Raw genomic sequence first — 11,636 nt, 5'->3', positions numbered from 1 at the left:
GGTGCGCGAGTTCAGGCCGGTTCCGGGACGAGCACGAGGTCGAAGGCGATGCTGGACCAGGCGCCGGCCGGCTCGGTCCCGTCGGGCGCTGGGCCGGCCTCGTGCGGCACCGGCTCGACGACCAGGCTTTCTTTGACGCCGAACACCGCGTCGTCGCCCAGATGCGGGTCGCCGGCGAGGAAAAGGTGGGTGATCAGCCGCCGGTACCCGGGCGCGGTGACCATGAAGTGCAGGTGCGCCGGGCGCATCGGGCCGCGCCCGGCGGCCTTGAGCAGATCGCCGACCGGCCCGTCGTGCGGGATCGGATACGGCGCGGGAAGCACCGACCAGAACCGGTACTCCCCGGCCGGCCCGGTGCGCAGCCACGCCCGGCCGGCGGAGCGGCCGTCGGCGTACTGCACGTCGTAGAAGCCGTCCTCGTCGGCCTCCCACACGTCGATCCGGGCCCCGGCGACCGGCTTGCCGCCGGTGTCGCGGACCTGTCCGGACACGTAGCACGGCGTACCGGCCGCGCCGCGCGCGACGTCGCCGCCGAGCGGGATCTCCGGGGCCTCGTCGTGGAAGAACGGCCCGAAGACCGTCGCCTCGGTCGCGCCCGGCACCTGCGGTTCGTTGATCGCGACGGTCAGCATGGACAGTCCGAGGACGTCGGACAGGAGGATGAATTCCTGCCGCCGGTCGTCGGTGAGATGCCCGGCCCGGGTGAGGAATCCGATCGCGGTTTCCCATTCCTGTTCGCTGAGCCGGACTTCCCGGGCGAACCCGTGCAGGTGCCGGACCAGGCTCCGCAGCACCTCGCGCAGCCGCGGGCCGGCCCCGTCGAAGCTGGCCAGCACCTCGTCGGTAACGGCTTGTTCTCGTCGCGCGGCCAGGGTTTCTCGGTTGGTCATGGGAGATCCTTCTCGGGCTCGGTTCCGGCCCACGCGGCGTGCAGCAGGGACCGGAGGCCGGCGGCGGTGACCGGACGGGGGTTGTCGACGGGCGGATCGATCTCGGCCAGCACGGTGTCCACATCGGACTCCGCCATGCCGAGTTCGCGCAGTCCGGCGGGGATTCCCGAGCGGGCGCCCAGCCGGTGGAGACCGGCGACCGGATCGGGCACCCCGAGCGCGCGGGCAATGCGGGAGGCGGCATCGGCGGCGTGGGGAGCGTTGAACGCGAGCACGTACGGGAGCACGATGGCGTGGGTCTGGGCGTGCGGCAGGTCGAGCGCGCCGCCCAGGGCGTGGCAGATCTTGTGGTGCAGCCCGGATCCGGCACCGGCGAACGCCGCTCCGGCGAGGTACGCGCCCAGCAGCAGTTCTCCGGTCGAAGCCGGGTCGGCGAGTCCGGCCGCGAGGTGCCGGATGCCGTCCTCGGCGATCGCGCCGGACACCGGGTTGCGCCGGGACGCCCAGAACGCTTCCACGCAGTGCGCCATCGCGTTGAGGGCGCTGGCCACCGCCAGTCCCGGCGGCAAAGTCCGGGTCAGGTCGGGGTCGTAGACGACGGTCCGCGGCAGCACGCGCGGGTCGGTGCCGGTGGTTTTGCGGCCCGCTTCGGTCAGTCCCCAGACCGGGGTGACCTCTGAGCCGGCGTAGGTCGTCGGTACGGCCAGGATCGGGAGACCAGTAGTCAACGCGACCGCTTTCGCGGTGCCCGTGGTAGAACCGCCGCCCACGGACAGCACCAGATCGACGCCGTCCGCCGCGGCTCGCGCCTGCTCCGCGACCTCGATCGGGACGTGCGGCCGGACGTCGGTGAACGTGGCGGCGATCCGGTCGGAGAACTGGGCGCACAGCTCGGTGGCCAGATCCGCTTCGGCACCCGCGGCGATGACGAGGATTCGCTTGGCCCCCAAGTCTTCCGCTTCAGCGGCCAGCTGTGTCCGCGCGGCACCGCGGCCGAAGACCACCCGGCCGGGCAACGCGTTGTAGGCGAACGCGGTCATCAGTTCGGCTCCGGCAGCACAGTGGGCTGGTAGGCCAGGAGCAGCCAGCGGCCGTCTTCTCGCACCCACACCGCCAATGCCTTGTTGGCCAACGTCTTTCGCGTTCCGCCGGCGGTGATGTCCGCGTGCATCTCCCCCACGACGACCGCGGTGTCACCGGAAATGACGATGCGGTCGATCGGGTGGTCGATGCGGTGGTAGACGTAGTAGCCCGACCGCAGTTTCTCCCGGTACGAATCCAGGGTGTCGGTGACGGCGTTCGAATGGGTGTAGGCGAGTTCCGGGTGCGCGAGCGCGGCGAACGCGTCGATGTCGCCGGAAGCCATCGCGGTGTAACGTTCTTCCTCCAGCGCCCGGATGGCCGCTTCGACCTGCGCGGTGGCGCGAACGGTCATGTCGTCTCCTTTTTCGGTCACGCGCAGGCGTTGCGCAGCCGCAGTGCGGCGAGAACCTGAGCCATGTCTTCGTCGCCGAGGCCCGCGGCGATCGCGTCGTCGAGGACAGCGCGGGAGGCTTCCGCGCCGGGCAGGTGCCGTCCCGCCAGGTCGAGCGCGAGGCCGAGATCCTTGCGGAGCAACGAAACCGGGGCGGCGACCCCGGCCGACGCCGGGGAGAGGAACGCTTCCTCCTTGTATCCCACGTAAGGGGCGCCGGCGGCGCTGGTGCGCAACACGTCGTAGAACAGCTTGAGGTCGAGCCCGCCCGCTTCCGCGACGAGCAGGCCTTCGGCGACGCCCTGGTTGACGGCGGCGAGCACGGTGTTCACCGCGAGCTTCGCCGCCGAACCCGAACCGACCGGACCGGTGTGCACCTGCGCCGCGGTCATCGCCGCCAGCACCGGGCGGAGCCGCTCGAACTGCGCGACGGTTCCGCCGACCATCGTGGTGATCTGGCCCGTCTCCGCCATCGACACGCTCCCGGACACCGGCGCGTCCGCCAGTTCCACCGCCCCGGCGGCCAGCTCGCGCACCAGCGCCGGTCCGACGGTCCCCATCACCACGTGGAGGTGGCCCGGTCCCGCCCCGGACAGCCCGTGCAGCACGAGGTCGCGGGTGGTCGCTCCGTCCGGCAGCATGCTGAAGCTCAGCGGCGCTTCGGCGAGCCGCTCGGCCGCGTCGACGACGATGAGGTTCTCCGGCGCGGCGGCGAGCCCCGGGTCGTAGGCGAGGACGGTGTGCCCCGCCCGGGCCAGGCGCGCGGCCATCGGCCGGCCCATCCGCCCGAGCCCGGCGAATCCGATCAGCACGGGACCTCCCGAGGGTGTGTTAACTCTTGTGTTCAGCTACATTAAACACCACTGGACAGATGTCAAGTGCGAGCAGACACAAGCGGTCGGGAGGAACGGGTGCGATCAGGCGGGCGAATCCGGTTCGGCGGAGAGCCGGTCCAGACCGAGCAGGTCGAGGACTTCGACCGCGTTGGACGGTTTCCCGGCGGCGGGCGCGGCGCCGAGCTGTCCGGCGACCCAGTCCCGGGTGTGGTCGAGATCGTGCCGTCCGGCGACGAACCACACGCCGCGCGCGGGTTCTTCGCCCTGGTTGACGTACAGGTGCGGACGGGTGGAGTCGAAACAGAGCGAATCGCCCGCGCGGACGTGATGGCGGTCGAAGTCGAGCAGCAGGGTCAGCTCGCCGGACAGCAGGTACGCGTACTCGGTTCCGCTGTGCCGCATGAGTTTCCGGTCCGCCGCGCTCGCCGCGCCGGGCTCGTAGGTGACGAGCAGGGCGTCCGCCGCGGCGCCGGGCCCGACCGCGAGCCGCTCCCACCGGACGCCGTTCGCCATCTCCAGCACCGGGTTGTCGGCGGCGCGCTGGACGACCTCCGGCCGCCCGGTTTCCGCTTCGGCCGGACGCCCCGCGTCCGCCGTCCGGGCACGGAGGCCGAGCAGCTCGTCGAGCGACATCCCGAGGTGGCTGACCAGCGCGTACAACGTGCTCACCGAGGGCTGGGACTTGCCGTTCTCCACCTGCGACAGCAGGCTCGCCGAGATCCCGGCGGCCGACGCGACCCCGCGCAGGCTCAGGCCGCGGGCGAGCCGAGCTTGCCGCAGCGCCGGGCCGATCTTGTCCTCCACCGCGCGCCCCCTGTTTGCTGTCGCTGAACATTGCTGGTCAGATCGTGAGCCTAACACCGAAGATTGTTCAATCCTGGTTCCTCCGGAGGTCGCCATGTCCGCCGCACTGTCCATCCGCGCCGTCCTCGCCGGGCGTCCGGTCGCCCGCGACGACGTGCTCGCCTGGGAAACGGGCCGGATGCGCAAGGCCGCCGCGAAAATCGGCCTGCCCGCCCCGACCGGCTCCCTCCCGCGCATGCGGGAGGCCTTCGCCGAAGCCAAACTCGCCCTCGGCGCGGACGAGGTGCGCCACCGGCTCGCCCGCGACCTGCGGCGCAGCGACGCCGCCGGGCGAGCGCTCACCGCGCTGTCCCGGGGCCGCCGAGCCACCAGCACGTGCGACCTTTACGTCAGCGGTGCCGGCACCGCCGCCGAATTCGTCGCCTGGTTCTCGGACACCGGCCGCGAGGACTACGCACGCAGCATGGTCGCGGCCAACCCCGATCACTTCCTGATCGACACGGCACCCGACGGCCGCCAAGAAGTCGTGGAGACGACCGGCGGAAGCCCGTTCGCGACGCGGTTCTTCGTCGACTACGCGGAGACCGGTTCGCTCGCCACGCCCCGGAATCCCGGGTTCCCGCTCGAAGCGTCCGGCACCGCCCGCAGCGGCGCCGGACTCGTGATCGGCGGGGTACGGCACGAATTCCGCGACCTGGCCGACGGATTCCACGCCCGGCTGTGCGTCGAGTTCCCCCGGTTGACCGCGCCGTCGATGATCGCCCGGCACCGGATGCACCTCGCGTGCGAGTTCGGGAACTGGATCGCTCTCTCGCGTTCCCGCTGAAGCCCGGTTTTTGTCGGTGGGGCGCGAGATGATGTCCCGGACAGCAGCCGACTTGGGGAGGAACGGCGATGCGAGTGCTGATGAGCGGTGACGTGCCGGGTGGGGTGCCGTCCGCGGGAGGTGCCTGCAACGCAAAACCGCATTCGGTCTGCCCCCGCGCCAGCTTTCCGGCTCTCGCACCGCGAATCAAGCACCCGTGATGCCGATTCGCGCGAGCCCCGGCTCTCACCCACGACGGAACCGACCGCACCGCCGAAGCTGTCCGCCGACGGCCGGCCGTGGCAGCTGGTGCCGTGCGAACCGGCTCAAGGCCCGCACGTGCCTCCGGCTCGACAACCACCCACCTTCGCCCGCGATGCATCCAAAACCGACGCCACAACCCGCCCGACCGCACCGACGAAGCCCTCCCCCGCGGGCAATCCACCGAGGGCCAAGCACAGGCGACGCGAACCGGAACCGGTTCGCTGCCCGCACCAGCCATCCAGTTCGTCGACCGCACAAACACGCAGCCTCGGCAGCTGCCCCTCCCGCGCCCCTCACAACGGAACCGACCGCACCACCGAATCCCCCGGCTGGCTGTCCACCGACAGCCAATCGTTGCGTGTCGCGTGCAACGCCAGCTGGAACCGGTTCGCCGCTCCGGTGCGGGCCATCAGGTTCTCGAGATAGCGGAACATCGTCCGCCTGCTCACGCCGAGCACCCGGGCGACCTGGTCGTCCGTGAGGCCGGCCGCGAGCAGGGCGAGGAGTCGTCGTTCGCTGGGCCGGATCTCCGGGCCGGAGGTGTCCGCGGCGAGGCCGAGGGGCAGCGCGACCTGCCAGCACATCTCGAACAGTCCGGCCAGCGCGTCGAACAGGCCGCACGAGCGGATCAGCAGCACGGTGCGGTCCGCGCCGGAGAGGGCCGCGCAGTCGTCGACGATCAGCAGCTTCACCGGGACCTCCGGCAGCACCCGCGCCTCCTCCCCGCTTTTGCCGCAGGGCAGGATGTTTTCCGCGACGTACTCGGGACGCTCCAGCGCGACCCTGCCGTAAACCGCCCGGTAGCGGACGCCCCGGGCCAGGTTCTCCAGTTCGATCTCGTTGGCGTCCGCGTCGGCGTAGTACGGCGGCGAGTCCAGGCCGCGGACCTCCGTCCGCGCCGCTCGCTCAAGCTGCCGCACCCGTTCGGCGGCAGTGGTTCCGCTGACCACCTCGATCATCGAGTCGGCGACGTAGCCGGCCGAATGCCGGCGGTATTGCTCGTACAGGCGCGTCATCGCCGCTCGGGCGCCGGCCAGTTCGGCTTCGCGTTGCCTGGTCAGCACTTCCAGCACCGGGTCTGGGCGGAGCGCCGACATCGGCGAACCCGGTCCGTCGACCGGGCCGGCCAGTCCGATCCCGGCCAGCACCGCCAGCACCCGGCGCACCTCGCCGGGGTCGCGGCCGGTCTCGTCCGCCAGCCGGTCCGGCGGAAGCGGGCCCGACGAAAGTAGGTCGAGATAGATTTCTGCTTCGTCCGCTTTGAGCCCGAGCGTACGGAGATGGCCGATTGCTTCGGGAACCATTCGGAGGCACCTCCACCGGGCTGGCCGACACCATTGCGCCACTGGCACCAGCGCGTCACCGCCAGGGCTGAACGAACTGTAGACAACGGGGCACCGAATGGCCCGACGCCGTTCGCAGGAAATTCCCTGGGAGGGATCGTGTCCCGTTCAGCCCGAAGAATCCTTGCCATGGCCGGTTTCGCGGCCTTGGCCTTGACCGCCCCGGCACTGCCCGCCGTGGCCGCGCCCGCCGCGGCGCATCCGACCGCCCGCGTCTGCGCCGAGAACCCGAAGCCCGGCATGGTCACGTGTTTCGCCGAGCGCCAGACCGACACCATGCGCGCGATGCTCTCCCCGGGCGCGCTGCCCAGCGGGTTCGGCCCGACGGACCTGCGCTCCGCCTACAACCTCACCGCCTCGGGCAGTTCCGCGGCCACGGTGGCCATCGTCGACTCCAACGACGACCCGAACGCTGAATCGGACCTCGCGAGCTACCGCTCCACCTACGGGCTCCCGCCCTGCACCACCGCGAACGGCTGCTTCAAAAAGGTCAACGAAAACGGGCAGACCAGCCCGCTTCCGGCCGCCGATTCCGGCTGGGCCGGCGAGATCTCGCTCGACGTCGACATGGTTTCGGCGATCTGCCCGAATTGCCACATCCTGCTCGTCGAAGCGAACCAGCCGAGCATGGCCGACCTCGGCACCGGGGTGAACACCGCGGTGTCGATGGGCGCGAAGTACGTTTCCAACAGCTACGGCGGCGCCGAAGACGGCACCGAACCCTCCTCCGACTCCAGCTACTTCCACCACCCGGGCGTCGCGATCACCGCGAGCACCGGCGACAACGGCTACGGCATCAGCTACCCGGCCTCGTCGCAGTACGTGACCGCGGTCGGCGGCACCTCGCTGACCCGCAACAGCAGCGCGCGCGGCTGGGGCGAAACCGCGTGGAGCGGCGCGGGCAGCGGCTGCTCGGGCTACGTGACCAAGCCCGCGTTCCAGAACGTGACGACCGGCTGCGGCAAGCGCGCGGTCGCCGACGTCTCGGCCGTGGCCGACCCGCAGACCGGCGTCGCGGTGTACCAGACCTACGGCGGCAGCGGCTGGGCCGTGTACGGCGGCACCAGCGCCTCCGCCCCGATCATCGCGTCCGTGTATGCCCTCGCCGGCACGCCCGGCGCGTCCGACACCCCCGCCGCCTACCCGTACTCGCACACCGGCAACCTCAACGACGTGACCTCCGGCAGCAACGGCAGCTGCTCGTCCTCGGTGCAGTGCAACGCCGGCCCCGGCTGGGACGGCCCGACCGGCCTCGGCACGCCCAACGGCACCGCGGCGTTCAGCGCGGGCGCCCCGAGCGGCGGCGTCACGGCGAACAACCCGGGCAGCCAGAACGGCGTCGTCGGCACCGCGGCGAGCCTGCAGCTGTCCGCGTCCGGCGGCAGCGGCGGCTACACCTGGACCGCGACCGGCCTGCCCGCCGGACTGTCGATCAGCTCCGGCGGCCTGATCTCCGGCACGCCGACCACCGCGGGCACGTACTCGGTGACCGCGACCGCCAAGGACTCCTCCGGCGCCACCGGCTCCACGACGTTCAGCTGGACGATCGCCCCGACCGGCGGCAGCACCTGCTCCGGCCAGAAAATGGGCAACCCCGGCTTCGAGAACGGCACCAGCCCGTGGACCGCGTCCAGCGGAGTGATCAGCACGTCGTCCAGCGGCGAAGCCCCGCACAGCGGCAGCTACCTCGCCTACCTCGACGGCTACGGCAGCACGCACACCGACACCGTCTCGCAGTCGGTGACCATCCCGGCCGGCTGCCACGCGTCGCTGAGCTACTACCTGCACGTCGACACCGCCGAGACCACCACCACGACGGCCTACGACAAGCTAACCGTCAAGGCCGGTTCGACCACGCTCGCCACGTACTCGAACCTGAACCAGGCGGCCGGCTATCAGCTGCACACCGTTGACATGTCGGCCTTCGCCGGCCAGACGGTGACGCTGACCTTCACCGGCACCGAGGACTCGAGCCTGCAGACGTCCTTCTGCCTCGACGACACGGCGCTGACCGTGAGCTGACCCCCAGCCAGCGGGGCCGTCCCGTGCGCGGGGCGACCCCGCTTCACGCCAAGGACAGACGACCCGGGCGTTGGCCCGAAGACCGTGTCCTGCACCGATTTCTCCGAGAACGGCTGCACCAGCGGCGGGTCGTGGAACGGACAACCAGCCGCACCATGACCCGATCTCGTTCTGGCACAAGGGATACGCCTGCCGGTCCACCTCGCCGAAGACCTGCCGCGCCGCAGCCGAACACCCCGTCCGGACCTCTCCAGCGAGTGCTGCCCGAACTCCGGCGGCGGCATCCGGGGAGGGGCGCCGCCGCCCGGGTCACGCCTCGAGAACCTCGGCCAAGGTCGGCAGGGAGGGATGCGCCCCGTGCCGCGTCACGACGACCGCGGCCACCTTTGCCGCGAACCCGCAGGCCGCCACCACATCCGCGGTCGTCGGCTCGCCCGGGAGCTCCGCGAGCCGGGCAGCAAGCGCGCCGACGAACGAATCCCCGGCCGCGGTGGTGTCCACTGCTCGAACCGCGACCGCCGGAACGCGCGCGGACGACGACGGGTCGAGGACGACGCAGCCCTCGGCCCCCAACGTCACGATCACCCAACGGCAACCCGCTGCGAACAGTTCGGCGCCTCCCCGGCGCAAACCCTTGTCGTCGAAGGGATCCTGGCCGGTGAGTTGCCGGAACTCGATCTCGTTCGACACCACCACGTCGCTCAGCGGCAGCAGGTGCGCCGCCACCTCGTCGACGGGTGCGGTGTTGAGCACTGTCCGCACGCCGCGTTCGCGAGCAGTCGCGAAGGCGCGTTCCGTGGCGTCCGCGGCCGCCTCCAGCTGGCCGACGACCACCCGAAGGCCGGGCAATTCGCCGATCGCCGCTTCGGCCGCGGCTGCCGGGATGTCCGCGTTCGCCCCGGCCACGACGACGATCGAGTTGACGCCCTCCGCGTCGACGGTGATCGCGGCCCGGCCGGTGGGCAGCGGGGACCGTCGCACGTGGGTCACGTCCGCGCCGAGCCGGGCAGCGGCTACCGCTTGGTTGCCGCCTTTTCCGCCCAGTTCCCGGCTCGTGGAGAAACCCATCAGGGTCTCCCCTGGCTCCGGAATGCGCGGAGCGTGGACGATGTGGTCGACATTCAGCGACGCGACCACTGCTACCGAGGGGATCATGCGGTCAGCCATCGAGCCGGGACGTCCCGCATCAGCCGGGCGACGGCATCGGCCGGGACGCCTTCGGCTTCGAGCAGATCGGCGAAGACCGTCGGCACGAACACGAGCCCGTTCCCGCCGTTGTGCGTCCACATCTGTTTCAGGAACAGGTCGTGCGACACCATGATCTGGTCCCCGAAGCCCTCGCGCACCCACCGGGCCACGACCCGCGCGGTCTGGGAAACCGTCGGGGCCACGCCTTCGCCGGGGAACGAAATGTCGAGCCCGATCATGTCGAACTCCAGCAGCACGCCGCGTCCGAGAAGCTCGCGCTGGTAACCCGGGTCGTCGCCGGACGGATCGCTGTGCGCCAGCGCCACTTTCGACGGCCGCGCCCCGCATTCGTCCAGCACCAGGTCGAGCACCTCGTGCCCGCGACGTTGCCAGCCCGGCAGATGGATGTTGAGCCCGACGTCCGGCCGCGCCGCCTGCGCGAGCGCCGCGGCCCGCAGCGAAGCCCGTTCCCCGTCGGTGAAAAGCGGCGAGATCCCGACCTCGCCGATGACGCCGGCCCGGATTCCCGTTTCGCCGACGCCCTCGTCCAGCTCCGAGAGAATGCGCGCGGTCTGCTCGTCGACGGACACCGCGGTGATGCGCTCGCCCTCGAACTTCTCCAGGTACGCACCGGTCCCCATGATGACGTTGACCCCGGTCGCCTCGGCCACCGCGGCCAGCGCTCGCGGGTCCCGGCCGATCGCCGCGCTGCCGGTCGCGTCGACCACCGTGCCGCCGCCGGCTTCGGCGAACGCCGTCACCTCGCGCACGACGCTCGCGTGGTCCTTCGCGGCCACGTTGTCGGCGCAGCAGTACGGATCCTGGCGAAGCAGGAACTGCCAGCCCGGCCCCACTTCCGCGTCGACGAGCCGCCGGGTGGAGGCATAGGAAGGTTCGGCGACCGCGGAGGACAGGTCGTTGAAGAGGTGCTCGTGCGGCAGCACCAGCCCGAGGTCGGCCGCGTCGATCGCCCCGAGGACGCCGCGCACCTCAGCCACGGCGCACCTCGGCCGGCTGGGCGAGGACCGCGGGTTCGGCGGTGTGCCGGGACGGAATCATCGCGATCGCCGCGGCCGCCAGCGCGACGAAAGCACCGATGACGGTGACCAGGTGCAGGCTGGAACCCGCCGCGGGAGCGACGACCTCGAGCAGCAGCGAGCCGATGAGCTGGCCCGCGGTGGAGGCCAGCCCCAGCAGGAGGAGCCCGAGTCCGCGCACCAGCAAGGCCATCAGCGCGATCGACAGGAGTCCGAGCGGGCCGCCGAAGTACATCCACCACGTGCCCGGCAACGCGAAGTGCGCGCCCGAGACCGCCATCCGCACGACGTACACGAGGCCGAGCGCCGCGAAGCCGATGAGGAAGTTCCAGGTGATGGAGATGAACATCGAGCCGGACAGCAGGCCGATCTCGGAGTTGCCCGCGGGCTGCCAGCCGGCGAGCAGGCCGCCGACGAACGGCATGATCGCCAGCGCGATCATGTGCGGGGCCGACCAGTTCGGGGAAACGACCAGCACTGTGGCGCAGATGGCCAGGATCGCCCCGGCGACGCGCGGCGCGCTCATCGCCTGCTTGAACGGGACGCCGATGCCCAGCCGGTCGCACACCACGCCGGAGATGACCATGCCGGAGATCAGCGAGGTCTGGAAGATCGCCACCCCGAGGAAGCCCACCGTCACGCCTTCGGAGAGCACGATCACCGCGCCGCACAGCCCGGCGAAGAAGTTCCATCGCGGGATCTCGCCGCGCACCAGCTGACCCGGCAGCCGGCAGAACGCGGTGCGCGTGCGGGCGCGCGCCAGCACGATGATCAGCATCAGCACCAGTCCGGTGCCGAACGAGACCAGCGCGGCGGCGTGGCCGTCGCCGAGCGCGGTGCCGAGATGTCCGTTGACCAGAGACTGCAACGGGCCGAGCATTCCGGCGAAGACGGTCGCGATCGTCAGGACGACCACCGAGGTCGCGCGGCGGGTGGGTGACGTACTCATCGAATCCTCCTTGATCCCGAGTGC

11 protein-coding genes are annotated in these 11,636 nt (G+C 71.2%); 2 read left to right on the top strand and 9 right to left on the bottom strand.

From position 1 onward, the window contains the following. Positions 1-11 precede the first annotated feature (11 nt). The 5 genes from L942_RS21305 to L942_RS21285 all read right to left on the bottom strand — a co-directional run bounded on the left by L942_RS21305 (position 12) and on the right by L942_RS21285 (position 4,004). On the bottom strand, positions 12-890 hold the full coding sequence (locus tag L942_RS21305) for an intradiol ring-cleavage dioxygenase (RefSeq protein WP_037363137.1): 879 nt from the start codon (positions 888-890) through the stop codon (positions 12-14). Then, complete coding sequence (locus tag L942_RS21300; protein ID WP_037363135.1) at positions 887-1,930, bottom strand: maleylacetate reductase; 1,044 nt, start codon at positions 1,928-1,930, stop codon at positions 887-889. The genes L942_RS21305 and L942_RS21300 overlap by 4 nt, the downstream gene beginning before the upstream one ends. Continuing rightward, on the bottom strand, positions 1,930-2,325 hold the full coding sequence (locus L942_RS21295) for a nuclear transport factor 2 family protein (RefSeq protein WP_037363132.1): 396 nt from the start codon (positions 2,323-2,325) through the stop codon (positions 1,930-1,932). Before L942_RS21295 ends, L942_RS21300 begins: the two co-directional genes overlap by 1 nt. A 17-nt stretch (positions 2,326-2,342) precedes the next feature. Next, a complete protein-coding gene (locus L942_RS21290; RefSeq protein ID WP_037363129.1) occupies positions 2,343-3,176 on the bottom strand; it encodes an NAD(P)-dependent oxidoreductase in 834 nt (277 codons plus the stop codon). Between the two features lie 105 nt (positions 3,177-3,281). Next, positions 3,282-4,004 carry a cupin domain-containing protein gene (locus L942_RS21285; RefSeq protein WP_063695796.1) on the bottom strand — a complete coding sequence of 241 codons (723 nt, stop codon included), beginning with the start codon at positions 4,002-4,004 and terminating at the stop codon, positions 3,282-3,284. Positions 4,005-4,098: 94 nt separating this feature from the next. On the opposite strand from L942_RS21285, the gene L942_RS21280 reads away from it, so the two are divergent. Next, on the top strand, positions 4,099-4,830 hold the full coding sequence (locus L942_RS21280; protein ID WP_037363126.1) for a hypothetical protein: 732 nt from the start codon (positions 4,099-4,101) through the stop codon (positions 4,828-4,830). A gap of 536 nt (positions 4,831-5,366) precedes the next feature. Here L942_RS21280 and L942_RS21275 read toward each other — a convergent pair. Beyond that, a complete protein-coding gene (locus L942_RS21275) occupies positions 5,367-6,377 on the bottom strand; it encodes a helix-turn-helix domain-containing protein (protein ID WP_037363124.1) in 1,011 nt (336 codons plus the stop codon). 168 nt (positions 6,378-6,545) lie between these two features. Between L942_RS21275 and L942_RS21270 the strand changes: the two genes are divergently transcribed. Then, entirely contained in the window at positions 6,546-8,438 is a 1,893-nt protein-coding gene (locus L942_RS21270; RefSeq protein ID WP_051166129.1) for a putative Ig domain-containing protein, read from the top strand. A gap of 309 nt (positions 8,439-8,747) precedes the next feature. Here the strand turns inward: L942_RS21270 and L942_RS21265 are convergent, their stop codons facing one another. Genes L942_RS21265 through L942_RS21255 form a run of 3 tightly spaced genes read right to left on the bottom strand, consistent with a single transcriptional unit; the run spans position 8,748 to position 11,612 of the window. Next, a complete protein-coding gene (locus tag L942_RS21265) occupies positions 8,748-9,605 on the bottom strand; it encodes a ribokinase (protein WP_037363121.1) in 858 nt (285 codons plus the stop codon). Further along, positions 9,590-10,624 carry a phosphotriesterase family protein gene (locus L942_RS21260; RefSeq protein ID WP_037363119.1) on the bottom strand — a complete coding sequence of 345 codons (1,035 nt, stop codon included), beginning with the start codon at positions 10,622-10,624 and terminating at the stop codon, positions 9,590-9,592. The genes L942_RS21265 and L942_RS21260 overlap by 16 nt, the downstream gene beginning before the upstream one ends. After that, on the bottom strand, positions 10,617-11,612 hold the full coding sequence (locus L942_RS21255; RefSeq protein WP_037363118.1) for a DMT family transporter: 996 nt from the start codon (positions 11,610-11,612) through the stop codon (positions 10,617-10,619). Before L942_RS21255 ends, L942_RS21260 begins: the two co-directional genes overlap by 8 nt. Between the last annotated feature and the right edge of the window lie 24 nt (positions 11,613-11,636).

Origin of the sequence: Amycolatopsis orientalis DSM 43388, from assembly GCF_000411975.1 — a bacterium.
GTDB lineage: Bacteria > Actinomycetota > Actinomycetes > Mycobacteriales > Pseudonocardiaceae > Amycolatopsis > Amycolatopsis orientalis_D.
The sequence above is the reverse complement of the archived record's forward strand: the minus strand, read 5'-3'. Positions and strand labels throughout refer to the sequence as shown.